At 67.8% G+C, this 15973-nt stretch carries 17 protein-coding genes and 1 pseudogene; 5 read left to right on the top strand and 13 right to left on the bottom strand.

What is annotated here, in order from left to right; genetic code table 11:
* Positions 1-16: 16 nt before the first annotated feature.
* Together AC5YGJ_RS01150 and AC5YGJ_RS01155 are read left to right on the top strand one after the other, a co-directional pair.
* The gene (locus tag AC5YGJ_RS01150) at positions 17-1384 is read left to right on the top strand and encodes an SLC13 family permease (protein WP_409461091.1); all 1368 of its coding nucleotides are present in this window, start codon (positions 17-19) and stop codon (positions 1382-1384) included.
* 105 nt (positions 1385-1489) lie between these two features.
* Positions 1490-2209: a GntR family transcriptional regulator gene (locus AC5YGJ_RS01155; RefSeq protein ID WP_107230176.1), complete on the top strand. Its 720-nt coding sequence runs from the start codon at positions 1490-1492 to the stop codon at positions 2207-2209.
* 169 nt (positions 2210-2378) lie between these two features.
* Here the strand turns inward: AC5YGJ_RS01155 and AC5YGJ_RS01160 are convergent.
* Positions 2379-2579: pseudogene (locus AC5YGJ_RS01160) on the bottom strand (hypothetical protein); the annotation flags it as partial.
* A gap of 150 nt (positions 2580-2729) precedes the next feature.
* On the opposite strand from AC5YGJ_RS01160, the gene AC5YGJ_RS01165 reads away from it, so the two are divergent.
* On the top strand, positions 2730-3677 hold the full coding sequence (locus tag AC5YGJ_RS01165) for a nucleoside hydrolase (RefSeq protein ID WP_107230175.1): 948 nt from the start codon (positions 2730-2732) through the stop codon (positions 3675-3677).
* Between the two features lie 4 nt (positions 3678-3681).
* On the opposite strand, the gene AC5YGJ_RS01170 is transcribed toward AC5YGJ_RS01165, so the two are convergent.
* The 12 genes from AC5YGJ_RS01170 to arsH form a co-directional block, all read right to left on the bottom strand.
* Positions 3682-4941 carry an MFS transporter gene (locus tag AC5YGJ_RS01170; RefSeq protein WP_496185483.1) on the bottom strand — a complete coding sequence of 420 codons (1260 nt, stop codon included), beginning with the start codon at positions 4939-4941 and terminating at the stop codon, positions 3682-3684.
* A gap of 104 nt (positions 4942-5045) precedes the next feature.
* Positions 5046-5333, bottom strand: a complete 288-nt coding sequence (locus AC5YGJ_RS01175; protein ID WP_496185484.1) for a hypothetical protein — start codon at positions 5331-5333, stop codon at positions 5046-5048.
* Positions 5334-5437: 104 nt separating this feature from the next.
* The gene (locus tag AC5YGJ_RS01180) at positions 5438-6574 is read right to left on the bottom strand and encodes a metallophosphoesterase (protein WP_409461088.1); all 1137 of its coding nucleotides are present in this window, start codon (positions 6572-6574) and stop codon (positions 5438-5440) included.
* A gap of 133 nt (positions 6575-6707) precedes the next feature.
* Complete coding sequence (locus AC5YGJ_RS01185) at positions 6708-8246, bottom strand: TerC family protein (RefSeq protein WP_496185485.1); 1539 nt, start codon at positions 8244-8246, stop codon at positions 6708-6710.
* Between the two features lie 43 nt (positions 8247-8289).
* Positions 8290-8514, bottom strand: coding sequence for a helix-turn-helix domain-containing protein (locus AC5YGJ_RS01190; protein WP_249844730.1), 225 nt, complete (start codon positions 8512-8514; stop codon positions 8290-8292).
* A 13-nt stretch (positions 8515-8527) separates the two neighbouring features.
* Positions 8528-8995, bottom strand: a complete 468-nt coding sequence (locus AC5YGJ_RS01195; protein ID WP_496185607.1) for a DUF2975 domain-containing protein — start codon at positions 8993-8995, stop codon at positions 8528-8530.
* A gap of 243 nt (positions 8996-9238) precedes the next feature.
* Entirely contained in the window at positions 9239-9742 is a 504-nt protein-coding gene (locus tag AC5YGJ_RS01200; RefSeq protein ID WP_496185486.1) for a GNAT family N-acetyltransferase, read from the bottom strand.
* A gap of 13 nt (positions 9743-9755) precedes the next feature.
* Positions 9756-10190 carry a hypothetical protein gene (locus AC5YGJ_RS01205; protein WP_496185487.1) on the bottom strand — a complete coding sequence of 145 codons (435 nt, stop codon included), beginning with the start codon at positions 10188-10190 and terminating at the stop codon, positions 9756-9758.
* 70 nt (positions 10191-10260) lie between these two features.
* A complete protein-coding gene (locus tag AC5YGJ_RS01210) occupies positions 10261-12009 on the bottom strand; it encodes a GGDEF domain-containing protein (RefSeq protein ID WP_496185488.1) in 1749 nt (582 codons plus the stop codon).
* Positions 12010-12064: 55 nt separating this feature from the next.
* Positions 12065-13090 (bottom strand): AI-2E family transporter, encoded by a 1026-nt coding sequence (locus AC5YGJ_RS01215; RefSeq protein ID WP_409461086.1) that lies wholly within the window; start codon positions 13088-13090, stop codon positions 12065-12067.
* 115 nt (positions 13091-13205) lie between these two features.
* Positions 13206-14258 (bottom strand): sensor domain-containing diguanylate cyclase, encoded by a 1053-nt coding sequence (locus AC5YGJ_RS01220; protein ID WP_496185489.1) that lies wholly within the window; start codon positions 14256-14258, stop codon positions 13206-13208.
* Between the two features lie 113 nt (positions 14259-14371).
* Positions 14372-15103, bottom strand: coding sequence for an arsenical resistance protein ArsH (gene arsH / locus AC5YGJ_RS01225; protein ID WP_496185490.1), 732 nt, complete (start codon positions 15101-15103; stop codon positions 14372-14374).
* Positions 15104-15120: 17 nt separating this feature from the next.
* On the opposite strand from arsH, the gene AC5YGJ_RS01230 reads away from it, so the two are divergent.
* Complete coding sequence (locus tag AC5YGJ_RS01230) at positions 15121-15450, top strand: ArsR/SmtB family transcription factor (RefSeq protein WP_309334628.1); 330 nt, start codon at positions 15121-15123, stop codon at positions 15448-15450.
* A 14-nt stretch (positions 15451-15464) separates the two neighbouring features.
* Positions 15465-15971 (top strand): arsenate reductase ArsC, encoded by a 507-nt coding sequence (locus AC5YGJ_RS01235; protein ID WP_496185491.1) that lies wholly within the window; start codon positions 15465-15467, stop codon positions 15969-15971.
* Positions 15972-15973 lie beyond the last annotated feature (2 nt).

Here is a 15973-nt window from a genome sequence, read left to right on the forward strand (position 1 = left end):
GTGTCTGGGAGGGCGCATGAGTCCACAACTCGCAACGATCATCGGTCTGGTGGTCATGTTCATCGTCGCAACCGCTCTGCCGATCAACATGGGTGCGGTGGCCTTCGCGCTGGCGTTCATCATCGGCGGTGTCTGGGTCGGCATGGACGGCAAGGAGGTGCTGGCCGGGTTCCCGGGCGACCTGTTCCTGACCCTGGTCGGCATCACCTACCTGTTCGCCATCGCGCAGAAGAACGGCACCATCGACCTGCTGGTGCACTGGGCGGTACGCGCGGTGCGCGGCCACATCGTCGCCATCCCCTGGGTGATGTTCGTGGTCACTGCGGTACTCACCGCGTTCGGTGCGCTTGGCCCGGCCGCAGTGGCGATCATCGGTCCGGTCGCGCTGCGCTTCGCCAAGCAGTACAACATCAACCCGCTGATGATGGGCCTGCTGGTGATCCATGGCGCACAGGCCGGCGGCTTTTCGCCGATCAGCGTGTACGGCAGCATCACCAATGGGGTCGTGCAGAAAGCCGGGCTGGAGGTGACCGAGATGGCGGTGTTTCTGACCAGCCTTGGTTTCAACTTCATGATGGCCATCATCTGCTTCGTCGCCTTCGGTGGCATCGCGCTGCTGCGCCGCGGCTCGATCACGCTGGCCGGCACGGTTGGCAACGCCGGGCTTGCGATGGCCGGTGGCCCGCAGGCGTCGTCGCGGCAGTTCGCCATTGAAGGGCATGGCGCGCTGGTCGCCGCCGGTGGCGGCACGCTCAGCAACGATCCGGAGGCGCTGGAGGCAGTCGGCTTCACCCGCGAACGCCTGTTTACCCTGATCGGCCTGCTGGGCCTGGGCGTGGCCGCGCTGATCTACAACCTCAACGTCGGCCTGGTCTCGATCACCGTGGCCGTGGCGCTGGCGCTGCTGTCACCGCAGAGCCAGAAGGGCGCGGTCGATGGCATCAGCTGGTCCACCGTGCTGCTGATCTGCGGCGTGGTGACCTACATCGGCGTGCTGGAACATGCCGGCGCGGTGGACTTCATCGGCCACGGTGTTTCCAGCATCGGCATTCCGCTGCTGGGTGCGCTGCTGGTCTGCTATGTCGGCGGCATCGTGTCCGCCTTCGCTTCGTCGGCGGCGGTGCTGGGCGCGACCATTCCGCTGGCGGTGCCGTTCCTGATGCAGGGCCATCTGGGCGCGGCCGGCGTGATCTGCGCGCTGGCGGTGTCATCCACCATCGTCGATGTCAGCCCGTTCTCGACCAACGGCGCGCTGGTGGTGGCCTCGGCAGCGAAGGAAGAGCGCGAAACGCTGTTCCGCCGCTTCCTGGTCTACAGCGGCCTGGTGGTGGCGTTCGGCCCGCTGCTGGCCTGGCTGGTGTTCGTGGTGCCGGGCTGGATGTAACCACCCAACGGTAGTGCCGGCCGCTGGCCGGCAATCTCATGAAGCCATCCAGCGATCATGGGTTGCCGGCCAGCGGCCGGCACTACCTGGCGGTACACTTCCTCCATGGCCATTGCCCCTGCCCCGCGGTCACCGAAGAAGCGCGCGCCTCTGTACGAAGAGGTGGCCGAGCATGTGCGCGAGCGCATCTACGATTACCGGCTGCCGCCGGGCGAGTGGATCGACGAACCCGCGCTGTGCGAAGAACTGGGCATCAGCCGCACCCCGCTGCGCGAGGCATTGAAGCTGCTGGCCGCCGAAGGGCTGGTGCAGATCGATGCGGGTCGTGGCGCGCGGGTCACCCGGCTCACCCTGGAAGACCTCAACCAGCTGTTCCCGGTGATGGCGATGCTGGAAGGCCGCTGCGCGCATGAGGCGGTCAGGCATATCGACGATGCCGGCGTGCAGCAGCTGGAAAACCTGCACGCGGCGATGGAGACGGCCGCCGCCGAGGGCAACATCGCCGAGTACTACCGCAACAACTACCTCATCCACGAGACCGTGCAGCACTACGCCGGCAATCCGTGGCTGATCCGCATCACCCACGACCTGCACCGCATCCTGAAGATGCACCGTGGCCGCCAGCTGCTGACCCCGGGGCGCACCGCGCAGTCGCTGGCCGAACACCGCGAGCTGATGGAGTGCTTCCGCAGGCGCGATGCCGCTGCGGCCGAACGCACCATGGAACGCCACCTGCTCAGCCAGGGCCAGGCGCTGGCCGCCTATGTGGCCGCCGGCGGCCTGTTGAACGTGCCGGCGCCGCTACCCACCGAAGGCGGCGGCTGAGCGGGTGAGGTTGCCGGCCAGCGGCCGGCGCTACCGGGACGTGCGGGTATGCACCCGGGAACGTCCCTTCAACCGCCGCCGTCACCGCTGTCACCGCTTCTGTAGCGTCGAGCTTGCTCGACTGCTTTTGTACGGGCCGTCGAGCAAGCTCGACGCTACGCCGCCCTCACCCCTCCCTGCGGCCACCCGAGCCATCGGCCGTGGCCACCGCCATACACACGATCGCGCCGACCAGCGGCAGCAGCCAGACCAGCAGCAGCTGCACCGCCCGGCCCCCTGCCGACAGGCCCTCGCGCTGGACGATCACCACCGTGGCTACTGCGTTCAGGCCCAGCACCAGCAGGGCCAGCAGAAGGGTCACGATCAGCATGCGGCAGACTCCGGGCCTGGACGCGGCATTATGGCCTGCGGCCCCGGCAATGGCCGTGCCTGTCATGAAGATGGGACAATGTAGTGCGCGCCAGCCTGCCTGCGGGCCGTCGGCGCACCCCGCACCACACGGAAGAAGAAGAACAACAACATGCTGAAAGTCATTTTCGATACCGACCCGGGCGTCGACGACGCCCTGGCCCTGCTGTACCTGCACAAGCACGCCCAGATCGACCTGATCGGCGTCACCACCACCTTCGGCAACGCCTCGGTGGAGTCGACCACCCACAATGCGCTGTACCTGAAGCAGGCATGGGGCTTTGCCGCCCCGGTCGCGCGCGGCGCCGCTGGCCCGCTGCAACCGGAAGCCACCCCGGAGGCCTGGCCGGTGCACATCCACGGCCACAACGGCCTGGGCAACCACCCGGTGCCGGCACAGCTGGATGTGGCCGCCGACGCCCGCCCGGCGCATCAGCTGATCATCGATCTGGTCCGTGCCCACCCGGGCGAAGTGACCCTGGTCGCGGTCGGCCGCATGACCAACCTGGCCCTGGCCCTGCAGCAGGCCCCGGACATCGCCGGCCTGGTGCGCGGCGTGGTGCTCATGGGCGGCGCCTTCCACGTCAACGGCAACATCACTCCGGCCGCCGAGGCCAACATCTGGGGCGACGCCGAAGCGGCCGACGTGGTGTTCACCACCGACTGGCCGGTCACCGCGATCGGCCTGGACGTGACCACCCGCGTGGAAATGAACCGCGATGGCCTGGACACGCTGGCTGCCCTCGGCGGCGCCGATGCCGAGCTGGTGCGGGCGTTGTCGCAGGACTACGTGGACTTCTACCTGCAGGCGGGCCACAAGGGCATGGTGGTGCACGACTGCTGCGCCTGCATCGCGCTGACCCGCCCGGAACTGTTCCAGTTCGAGCGCGCCAGCGTGCGCGTGGCCACTGACGGCGTTGCCCGCGGCATGACCATTCCCAAGCCGGAAGGCATGGGTTTCGGCCCCAGCGTGTGGGATGGCCACGTGCTGCAGTCCATCGCCATCGGCGTGGATGCGGCCGCGGTACTGGCCGACATCGAGCAGACCCTGAAGGTCTGATCGGCTAGCGCTTGACCCTGCCCGGGGCCGTCTCGGGCAGGGTCCACAGCACGGGCAGCACCAGCACCGCCACCAGCGCGATCATCGCGCCCGGCGCCGCCGCCCAGCCGCTGCGTTCCACCCACCATTGCGCCAGCCACGGTGTGGCGCCGCCGAACACCGCGGTGGCCATGGTCACGCCCAGTGCCAACCCGCTGACCCGGCCTTCGCCCGGGAACTGTTCGGCGCTGGCCGGGGCCGCCACCGCACTCACGCCACCGGCCACGCAGGCCAGCAGCACTGCGGCCAGCACGATGCCCAGCGTCGTCGCCTGCGCCATCCACGCAAACAGCGACAGCGGCAGCAGGGCCGCCAGCACGGTCAGCCCCAGCAGCACCGGCCGACGGCCGACGCGATCCGACAATGCGCCGCACAGCGGGGTGATCGCGATCACCGCCACCGCCGCGATCGTCGACAGCCACAACGCATCGCCCTCGTCATGCCCCCGCGCATGCAGGAACGCTGGCACGTAGGTGATGCCCACGTAATAGGTGATCGAGCCCAGTGCGGAGATCGCGAAGGTGCGCGCCACCGCAGCGGGATGGTTGCGCAGCACATGCCGCAGCGGCGTGGCCGGAATGCTGCCGTCGCGGCGCTGGCGCTCGAATTCGGGTGATTCGTGCATGCCCGAGCGTGCGACAAGGATCACCAGCGCCAGTGCGGCGCCGACGAAGAACGGAATGCGCCAGCCCCAGCTGTCCAGCTGCGGCGTGGGCAGCAGCGCGACCGTGAGCGCGGAGATCGCCACCGCCAGCAGCGCACCCACTTCACTGGCCGCCGAGGCCAGCGAGGTCACCAGGCCCCGTCGCCGCAGCGGTGCGCTTTCCAGCAGGTAGGCCACCACGCCGGTGTATTCGCCACCCACCGAGAATGCCATCACGCAGCGCAGGACCAGCATCAGGACGCCGGCGGTGGCACCGGCCGTCGCCGCAGTCGGCAGCAGTGCGGTGGCGAGCATCGCCGCGGCCATCAGTGCCATCGAGGCCAGCAGCATCCAGCGCCGGCCGAGGCGATCACCGAGGTGACCGAAGCACAGCGCGCCCAGCGGACGCATCAGATAGGACACCGCGAAGCCGGCCAGGGTGACCAGCAAAGCCTGCTCGCCGCCGCCGAAGAACACCCGCGACAGCACCGTGGCGAAATACAGGTACAGGGTGAAGTCGTACCACTCCACCACCGTGGACAGGCCGGCCACCCACATCGAGCGCTGCTGTGCTGCCGTCATTGCATGCGTTCCTTCATCGCCGCAGGGTGCCACGCACGAGGTGACGACGTGGTGCACCAACTACGGGGTCAGATCCCTTTGCCAATGGCCAAGGGATCTGACCCCTACTGGCTTCGCGCGGCGCGGTACACCGCATAGGCCACGAGGATCTTCTGCAGCCTGGCCTGGTGCTTGGCGCCCATTGGCACCCGCTGCACGCACTTCAACAGCGTCTTCCACATGTATCCGGAACGGAAGAAGTATGGCCGCACCTCGAGGATGGTCAGCACGACATCCGCCGTAGTCGGATCGTGCTCAGCCGGTTGCTTCAGTGCATTGGCGTAGCCACCCGGGAACGCAAGCTGTTCATGGCGTTGGTCGTATTCCACGCAGGCTGCCGCATGCCGCTGCATCTCCTCCGGGCCACGCCAGCGCGCGCCGGTGGGCCATGGTTCCTTCCAGGTCTTTGGGGTCAGATCCCTTTCCCGGTGGGAAAGGGATCTGACCCCACTTCAGGTCACAGCGTGCGGCGCAGCGTGATCAGGGTGATCTCCGACGGCACGCCGATGCGCGCCGGGAAACCTGCCCAAAGACCGGCACCGTTGCTCACGTACAAGGTCATGCCATCGACTTCGTAGCGCCCGGAGACGAAACCCCCGTTGGCCCGCTTCACCAGCTGGTCCATGCCGATGATCTGCCCACCATGGGTATGCCCGGACAGCTGCAGCGCCACGCCACGGGCGGCGGCCTCGCGCGCATTGCGCGGACGGTGATCGAGCAGGATCACCGGCGCGGACCGATCAGCCCCTGCCAGCGCGGCATCGATATCCGGCAACGGCAGGCCATAGCGGGCCGCCACCGGATCGGTGACACCGGCGATGGTCAGCGCAGCGTCACCGCGGCGCACCTGCAGATGGCTGTTCTCCAGCACCTGCATGTGCAGCGCGCGGAACGCCTGCATCCAGTCCTGGTACTGCGCGTAGTACTCGTGGTTGCCGGTGATGGCAATGACGCCGTCGGGTGCGCGCAGATCGGCCAGCGGGCGCGCATCATCGCGGCGGGCGTGCACGCTGCCATCGATCAGATCGCCGGTGATCACGATCAGGTCCGGCTTCAATGCGTTGCTCCCGGCCACCACCTTGCGCACCCAGTCGCCGGTCAGCAGTCGGCTGGCGTGGATGTCGGTCAGCTGCAGCACGCGGTAGCCGTCGAACGCGGGCGGCAGATCGTTGATCGCCACCTCAATCTGCCGGGTCTGGGGCACGGCCATGCCCTGGCTGATGCCATAGCCACTGACCAGCAGGGCCAGCACGCCGGCTACGGGCCGCAGCTTCGGGCCGCGAAGCGCTGACGCGGCGCGTGGCCAGCGCAGCAGGCGGGAAAGCAGCAGGCCGGCATCCAGCACCAGCATGGCCAACGCCAGCAGCAGCACCGCCGTCGATCCGGTGGCCAGCGTGGCGATGGCCAGCTTCGGAATCTCCGGTGACGCCATCGTGCCCCAGAAGGCAGCCACGATGCGCAGCTGCACGGCAACGGCCACCAGCAGCAGCGACAGCACGATCTTCAGCCAGGCGTGCATGCGCAGTGGCCAGAGCAGGCGCCAGGCCACATACAGGCCCATCAACAAACCGATCGTACTCAGCACTGCAACCATCCGGTGAAGAAAGCGGGCCCGCCATGGTGAAGGGTGCCGGCCGCGTTGTGTAGAGCCGAGCCCTGCTCGACTGCTCAAAAGCCAGTCAAGCAACCTCGACTCTACGTGACGGGCAGTCGAGCATGGCTCGACGCTACGAATGCGCCAGGCGTTCCACCCGCAGGCGGGCGATGCGGCGCTTCTCCATCGCCAGTACGGTGATGCGCACGTCGGCGATCTCCACCGCGTCACCGATGTCCGGCAGGCGGCCCAGCTGCTCCAGCACCAGCCCGGAGATGGTCATGTAGTCGGCACTGCGCGGCAACGACACACCGGTCAGCCGTTGCAGGTCGTCCAGGGTCAACGCACCGTCGGCTTCCCACTGCTGCTCGCTCTGCGCGACCACGCCATAGCGCTCGTCCTGGGTGTCAACCAGGTCACCGGCAATGGCGGCCAGCAGGTCATTGGCGGTGACCAGGCCTTCCACGCTGCCGTACTCGTCCACCGCCACCGCCAGCGGCACCGGGTGCTGGCGGATCAGTTCCAGGGCCTGCAGCGCGCTGGCACTGGACAACACATACTGCGGTTCGCGCAGATTGCCTTCCAGCTGCAGCGACCTGCCCTGCAGCAGGTCGGCCAGCAGATCGCGGCTCTGCACCACGCCACGCAGGCTGTCCAGATCGCCATCACCCACCAGCAGGCGGGTATGCGGCGAGGCCACCAGGCGTGCAACCACATCGTCCTGGCCACGCGCCAGGTCGATCCACTGCACGTCAGCGCGCACGGTCATCACGCTCGATACCGGCCGGTCGGCCAGGCCCAGCACGCTGCGGATCATCTCGTGCTCGGCCGGCTGCAGGCGCTCTTCGGCATCCTCATGCGACTCCTCGCCGGCATCGTCGTGGCCATTGGCCGGGCGCGCGCCGAGCATCCTCAGCACCGCATCGGCGGTGCGCTGGCGGAACGGCTGGCGGCGCTCGTTGCGCTCGCGGTTGAAGCGCACCCACTGGTTGAACGCCTCGACCAGGATCGAGAAGGCGATGGCCGCATACAGATAGCCCTTCGGGATCTTGTAGCCCAGGCCCTCGGCCACCAGGCTGAAACCGATCATCAGCAGGAAGCCCAGGCACAGCACCACCACCGTAGGATGCTTGTTGACGAAGCGGGTCAGCGGCTTGCTGGCCACCAGCATCAATGCCATCGCGATGGTCACTGCGGCGTACATCACGCCCAGGTTGTCGACCATGCCGACCGCGGTGATCACCGAGTCCAGCGAGAACACCGCATCGAGCACGACGATCTGCGCCACCACCATCGCAAAACTGGCATAGACCTTCTTGCCGTCTTCATGGTGCTCGCGGCCTTCCAGCCGTTCGTGCAGCTCCATCGTGCCCTTGAACAGCAGGAACAGGCCGCCGCCCAGCAGGATCAGGTCACGCCCGGAGAAACTGTGGTCGAACAGCGTGAGCAGCGGTTCGGTCAGCTTCATGATCCAGGCCAGCGCGGCCAGCAGCACCAGCCGCATCAGCAACGCCAGTGCCAGGCCGATTACCCGCGCGCGGTCGCGCTGGTGCGGCGGCAGCTTGTCGGCCAGGATCGCGATGAACACCAGGTTGTCGATGCCGAGCACGATCTCCAGCACGACCAGGGTTGCAAGGCCCATCCAGATCGAGGGGTCAGCCAACCATTCCATTTCAGGTCCGTTTCGTCAGTGGGGAGAAAAAAGGGAAAGCCACTCAGTCACCATCCTGCACCTGCGCCGGGTCGTGCCCGAGCAGGTCGCCGGGCGTGCATTGCAGCTCCCGGCAGATGGCATCCAGGGTGGAAAAGCGGATGGCGCGCGCCTTGCCGGTCTTCAGGATCGACAGGTTCGCCAGAGTGATATCGATGCGCGCCGCCAGCTCGGACAGGGTCATGCCTCGCTCCTGCAGCATGCGGTCCAGGGTGATGATGATCGCCATCAGCGCGCGCCCATCAGATCACACCGTCCAGGTCGTCACGCATCGCCGCGCCCGCGGCAAACACCCGCGCCAGCACGAACAGCATCAGTACCGCCACCAGGCCGGTGATCGACATGCCGCCGCCGACTTCCATCCAGGTGAAGTCCGGCCCCATCCAGGCCGCGTAGACCCCGATCAGGATCGACAGCAGTTCCATGGCCAGCATCAGCCAGGCCATGCGCTGCAGGCGCTGCGCATTGGCGTGGGTGAACGGACGCTCACGCGCGGCCGACTTCAGCAGCCGCAGCAGGTGACGCAGGAACAGCAGGCACAGCACCAGCAGCGCAATGATCGCGCCCAACCCCAGGCAGAAATGCAGGAACAGGTCGCTGCCGTGCGCGGCCGCCGCAGCGGTGTCATGCACGCTGTCGAGCAGCCAGCGACGATCATGGGCGACCAGCGGCACGGCCAGCAGGGCGGCCAGGATGCCCAGCCAGCACATCGCGCGGACCGCCTGTACGGCGGCCAGGGCCAGGGTGAACAAGCCTCGCGCGGCAGTGGCGCGGGCGGGACGAGCGGTCAAGCGGCCTCCGGCATTGGGGTGGCCTCGCCGCCCCGGGGTGGATTTATCGATAAACGATATATCACAACCGGCGTGAAAAACTGAATCGAAGGCATTCCCTCCGACATGGTACCTGCAGCACGGGAGGGCGGCTCACGTGATGATGCCGGCCAGCGGCCGGCGCTACCCCGCGGGGTAGCGGTACACCAGATCCTGCGCGTCGCTGCGCGTGGCCTGCGCATCGAGCACGCCGCCCAGGCGCGTTGCCACTGCCTGCGAGGCGACATTGTCCGGCGCCATGTAGCTGACCAGGGTCGGCAGCTGCACCACCACGAATGCCCAGTCGCGCAGCGCGCCGGCCGCTTCGGTGGCAAAGCCCTGGCCTTCGTGGCCGTCGTACAGCAACCAGCCCAGTTCCTTTTCCGGGAACAGCGGGCCGTGATTGATGCCGACCTGGCCGATGCAGGCGCCACTGTCGCTACGCTCGATCATCAGCGCGCCGTGGCCGAACAGGTGCCAGCTGGCCAGGTCATGGCAGAACTGGCCCCAGGCCGCCACTTCGCCAAACGGACCGCCCATGCCGCGTGCACGCGGCGAGGCCAGGAACGCGGCATAGACGCCGAAGTCGTCCAGTCGTTGCGGGCGCAGCCGTAGGCGTGCGGTGTGCAGGGTGGGGATTTCAAGCATGGCCCATGCCGGCTCAGTACACCGCCAGGTGGCCGCAGCCGCGGCGCTGCGGTTGCCCTTCCATCGTCACCTGCACGCTGGCCTGTGTATCCACGCCCTCGGCATTGCGGCACGGCTCGCGCTTGATCTCGACGATGGCCGGCTGCCTGCCCAGCTCACCGTTGAGCACGATCAGCGTACTGGGTGCATCGGCGGGTTGGCCCAGATAGCGCAGCATGCCGGTATGGGTGCGGCCATCTGCGCTGAGGCTGGCATCGTGGTTGCCCTTGCCGGTGGACGCGATCTCGATGCGCCAGCCGGCACCGCCGCCGGTGAAGGCCGGAACCGGGCTCAGGCCGGCGCCCAGGGTGGGCGGGTGCGGCTCATCGGCCGACGTCTGCGAGGGTGTGCTGCAGCCAGCCAGCACGCCGGCCAGCAGCATGGCTGCCACGAGGGGGCGCATGATCATGTCCAGCTCCTGCAACGTCCGGGGCGGCCAGTCTAGGGGCCGGCGCGTGCGCCGGCGATGAACGCCGCCCTCAGCGTCCACCACGTCCACCACGTCCACCGGCCACCCGCACCCGATCACGGCCCTGCGCCTTGGCCTGGTACATCGCCGCGTCGGCAGCGCGCAGCAGGGCCCGCCAGCCCAGCGCATCGGTACCGCCCTGCGCAACGCCAAAGCTGGCGGTCACCCGCAGCACGTCATCACCGGCCACCGCAATATCGAGCTGGCGCAGGGCCACGCGCAGCGATTCGGCCAGCTGCCGGCCGGCGGCCAGGTCACCGTCGGCCAGCAGCACCAGGAATTCCTCGCCGCCGTAGCGGGCAATGCTGTCGCTGCGGCGCAGATGACGCTGCAGCAATCGGGCCACCTGTACCAGCACCGCGTCGCCGGCATCGTGGCCATGGCCATCGTTGATGGCCTTGAAGCGGTCCACGTCCAGCAGGATCACTACGGCGTCCACGCCTCCTTCGGCATGGCGCTGCTGCACCCTTTCTTCCAGCGCGCGCCGGTTCAACAGCCCGGTCAGTTCATCGGTGCCGGCCAGCTGGCGCAGTTCACTGGTCAGCGCCGAGCGTTCACGCGAGCTCCCGCGCAGCACTTCGATGGCATCGAACAGGCGCTGCATCTCGGCCAGTGGATGGGTGGCGTGCTGCTCCGGACCGGGCGTATCCGAGGCAATCTGGATCACCTGCTTCTGCGCCTGCAGCAGCGGGCGCAGGATCTGCCGATGGGCGATGCGCAGGGCGCCGCCCAACACCAGCAGCGTGCCCAGCGCGGTGGCGACCAGCACCCCCAGCCGTGTCACCTCGCGGTTGCGGGCGTGCTCGAAGCGATCGATCGACACCCGCAGATAGCCGTCGCGCAGTTCCTCCAGCGAACGCAGCGTCGGTACGTAGCGCGTGGTGAACTCGGCCGCGGTCCACGGCGGTGGTCGGCCGCGCCGCCCCTCCTCGATCAGCTGCTCGATCATCGGCAGCGACTCGCCGAAAAACTGCCGTCGCGCCATGTCCCAATGCCAGGACAGCGTCGGGTCGCTGCGGAACACCGACTCATGGCTGCCTGCCAGATGCCACAGCTCGAGCAGGCGGCCTTCGGTCTGCAACGCGGCACGCACCTGCTCATCGCGCCACGCGCCGGGTACCGCCACCGGCGCCATCACGTTGGAGGCCAGCCGGCCACCGTGTTCGCGCAGGTCGATCAGCACTTGGCCCTGCATCGCCGGGATGGCAGCCTCGCGGTCGGCGCGCACCAGCGCGTTGATCTGTGCCGAGGTCAGCAGGTGCAGACGATCGACCACGGCGAACATGCTGTTGATCGCACGCTCCACCTCTTCCACCCGCCGCGCATCGGGTGGTCGTGCCACGATCTGGTCCACCGCAGCGCGCGCCGAGGACAGCCGGCGCCGTGCATCGGCCAGCATGCCCTGGCCATCCACCTCCCCAGGGTCGGCCCCGAAGACCGCATCGAGCTGCAGCAGCGCGGCATCCACCCGTTGCCGTGCCGCCGCCAGCTGCGCGGCCAATCGCGCGTGCGTGCCTGCGTCGGCCGGGTCTGCGCCGAGCAGGCTGTTGGCCGGGCCACGCTCGGCCGAGATCAGATTGGCCAGCTCGAAGGTCTGGCGCAGCTGGCGCAGGCTGACCAGGTTGGTCTCGGCTTCAACGAAGCGCTGCGTCCCCTGCACCAGCGCGATGGCCATCAATGGCAGCGTGCACAGCACGAACAGGCCGCCCAGTATCCAGAGCCATGTCTGCAGACTGATTGGCGATGCCCCGCGACCCATCGATGTAGCCCCCTGCATGTGGATCAGTGGATCAGCCGGACCACGTCACAGCGGATCAGATCCAGCGCTGATCCACCAGTTCGCGCTTGATGTAGGCATAGAACACCGGCGCGGCGACCAGGCCCGGCAGGCCGAACGCCGCTTCCATCACCAGCATCGCCAGCAGCAGCTCCCAGGCACGGGCCTGGATCTCGCCACCGACGATGCGTGCGTTGAGGAAGTACTCCAGCTTGTGGATCACGATCAGGTACAGCAGCGCGGCCACTGCCACATAGAACGAGACCGACAGCGCGACGATGGTGATGACGGTGTTGGAGATGAGGTTGCCCACCACCGGCAGCAGGCCGGCCAGGAAGGTGATCAGCACCAGGGTCTTGGACAGCGGCAGGTGCACGCCGAACAGCGGCAGCACGCCCAGCAGGAAAATGCCGGTGAACACCGTGTTGAGCAGCGAGATCTTGACCTGCGCGAACACCACCTGGCGGAACGCGGTGGCCAGGCGGCTGGTACGGCCGATCAGTTCCTGCGCCAGCGGCCCCATCTTCGGCAGCGGCAGCTCGTCGTACAGCGCGATCATGGCGCCGAGCACCATGCCGATCAGGATGCGCACGCCCACCTGCACCGCCGAGGTGCCGGCCACACCCAGCTGGCGCTGGTGTTCGGCCGCCCACTCATTGAGCGCCGCACGCAATGCCGGCATGTCTTCGGGAATATAGGGCTGCAACAGTGCCGGTACCTGGTGGCGCGAACTGTTGAGGATCTCCATCAGGTGCCCCAGCAGCGCGTCCGGGCCACCGGTCTCGGTGCGGAAGAACGAGGCGATGCCGATCCCGGCCAGGACCAATGCACTGATGATCACGGCGGACAGCAGGATCACCGCGATCGCCCGCGCCCGTCCCGGTGGCAGCCGGCCCTCCACCGTGGAGGCCAGCACATGGGTCAGCTGGAACACCAGCAGGCCCGACAACAGCGTCACCACCAGCCCCAGTTTCAGCGCCAGCCACATGCCCAGCAGCATCATCAACCAGGCCGCGATCCGTGCAACTGGGGGCTTGGGCTGGGCAACGAGAGCGTCTTGCATGGCGGTACGTCCGGGCAGGGTGGCCCATGGTAGAGGATTGCCGGCGCAATGCCGCGTGCAGGCTGAACCGCCACCGGGCCAGCCACGGACCGGTAGCGATGCGGTGCAGGTGGCCTCATTCGCCGTAGCTGGCGGTGTTCTTGCCCTGCCGCTTGGCGTGGTAAAGGGCGCGGTCGGCCAGCGCCAGCCAGTCCTCCACGCTGCCGCCCCGGGGGGTGGCCGCGATGCCGATGCTGACGCTGAACTCGACCCCCGGGGTGGCCTGCCGGGCCACCTCCAGCAGGCGCAGCCGGACGCGCTCGGCTACGTGCATCGCATCTGCCGGCGCACAGTCATGCAGCAGTACCACGAACTCGTCGCCGCCCAGCCGCGCGGGCGTATCGCCGGGCCGGGCGAAGCTGCGCAGGGTGGCGGCGATGTGGCGCAGTACTTCATCCCCGGCGCGGTGGCCATGGGAATCGTTGATGTGCTTGAAATCGTCCACGTCCAGCATCAACAGGCAGGCGAAGCGCCCCTGCCCCTGTGCGCGGTCCAGCGCCTGCTGCGCGCGCACGATCAGGAAACCACGGTTGGCCAGTTCAACCAGCGGATCCATCCGGCTCAACCGCTGCAGCTGCCGGTTCTGTGATTTCACCCGGCGCGCCAGCTGCCAGCTGAGGATGCTGAGCCCGATGCCGTAGACAAACAGGAAGGGCACGCTGAGCACGATCGTGCGCTGCGACGACACCGGTTGATACGGGAACCCCAGCGCCCACCAGGTAAGCGCGAAACCCAGCACCAGCGCCAGCGTTGCGCGCAGTGCCAGGCGCACGCCGCCGGCGGCGATCTTGTCGGCCACCAGCAACGCGGCGAACAGTGCACTGGGTACCGCACTGAGGCCCATGAAAGCGATCCAGCCGCCGCCGAAGAGGGAATCGGCCACCATGCAGCGGAACTGGACCACCGCGGGCTGGCGCGAACGATGGGTCAGCAGCAGCGCCAGCGCCGGCCAGGCCAACGCGTTGAGCAGCAGCAGGACCCAGGCCAGCGCGCCATCCTGGCGCTCGAGGATGATCGAGGCGATGGGAACCGCACCCAGCCCGTTGCCGACGAAGCGCATCCAGCCGATGCGCCGGGCCGCGCCAATGCCTTCGACCGCCACTTCCGTCGAGTCGGTGAAGTAAGGCATTGACGACCCCTCTGCGTGATCGCACGTTCCACTACGGCCCTGGCGGGCGGCCTGCAGCGAGTCTGACAGCTTTGCGTCAATTCGGGATCAACGTGGCATCGGACGCAGTAGAACTACTTCGCTGCATCCGCTCCCGAAGCGCTGGCGAGCACGGCCGCCTGCTGATTGCCCTTGCGTTCGCTGTAGCGATCCACCAGGTAATCCGACCGACCGCGTGTCAGCAGGGTGAATTTGACCAGCTCCTCCATCACATCCACCACCCGGTCATAGAACGCGGAGGGTTTCATCCGTCCGTCTTCGTCAAACTCCTGCCAGGCCTTGGCCACCGAGGACTGGTTGGGAATGGTCAGCATGCGCATCCAGCGCCCCAGTACACGCAGCGTGTTGACGGTGTTGAACGACTGCGAGCCCCCGCTGACCTGCATCACCGCCAGCGTCCTGCCCTGGGTAGGACGCATCCCGCCGTCCTCCAGCGGCAACCAGTCGATCTGGTTCTTGAACACGCCGGTCACCGTGCCGTGGCGTTCCGGACTGATCCACACGTGGCCCTCCGCCCACAGCGACCACGCACGCAGGCGCTGCACCTCCGGGTGGTGCTTGTCGGTGCTGTCCAGCATCGGCAACCCGTGCGGGTCGAACACCCGCGTCTGGCAGCCGAGATGGCGCAGCACGCGCTCGGCCTCCAGTGCCAGCTTGCGGCTGAACGATTCTGGCCGCAGCGAGCCATACAGCAGCAGGATCCTGGGAGGCCCGGCATCGCCGGCGGCCAGCAGAGCGGGATCGGGCGGCGGAAGGGCAGCTTCGAGCAGATTCGGCAGTGCGGTACTTGAGATCGGCTTGTTCATTCGATTATTCTAGAAATATGGAAACAAAGAATGCAATCGCAGCCCTCACCGCCCTCGGCCACGCCACCCGCCTGGCCGCCTTCCGCCTGCTGGTCGAAGCCGGGCCCGCTGGGCGCATGGCCGGCGACATCGCCTCGATCCTGCAGGTGCCACCGGCCACGCTGAGTTTCCACCTGAAGGAACTGCTGCAGGCCGGCCTGGTGGAAAGCCAGAGCCAGGGCCGCAACGTCTGCTACCGCGCCAACTTCAACGCCATGACCGGCCTGATCGATTACCTCACCCACAACTGCTGTGCCGGCTCACCCGCGCCGGGCTGCAGCCCCAACGCGCCCGACTGCGCCTGCTGAACGGAGATCTCCTTGTGAACCCCCTGCGCGTGCTGTTCCTGTGTACCGGCAATTCCGCCCGCAGCGTGCTCGCCGAAGCCACCCTGCGGGCCTGGGCCGGGCATCGCTTCGAGGTCTTCAGTGCCGGCAGCCAGCCGACCGGCCAGGTCAATCCGTTCGCCATCGCCCAGCTGCAGGTCGACGGCATCGCCACCGCCGGGCTGCACAGCAAATCCTGGGACGTGTTCGCCCACGCCGCACCCATGGACCTGGTGATCACCGTCTGCGACGCCGCTGCGGCGGAAACCTGCCCGGTGGTGTTCGGCGATTTCCTGCGCACGCACTGGGGCCTGCCGGATCCGGCCGCAGTCGAAGGCAGCGACGCCGACAAAGCGCAGGCGTTTGCCCAGGCCCATGCCATCGTGAAGGCCCGGCTACTCGCCTTGCTGGCCCTGCCGGCTGCCACCTGGAACGACCGTGGTGAACTGAAACACACCCTGGACCAGATCGGTTTCGTGCAGCCCGCAGACCCGCACGCATGAGC

Source organism: Stenotrophomonas sp. CS3K5, from assembly GCF_059515225.1.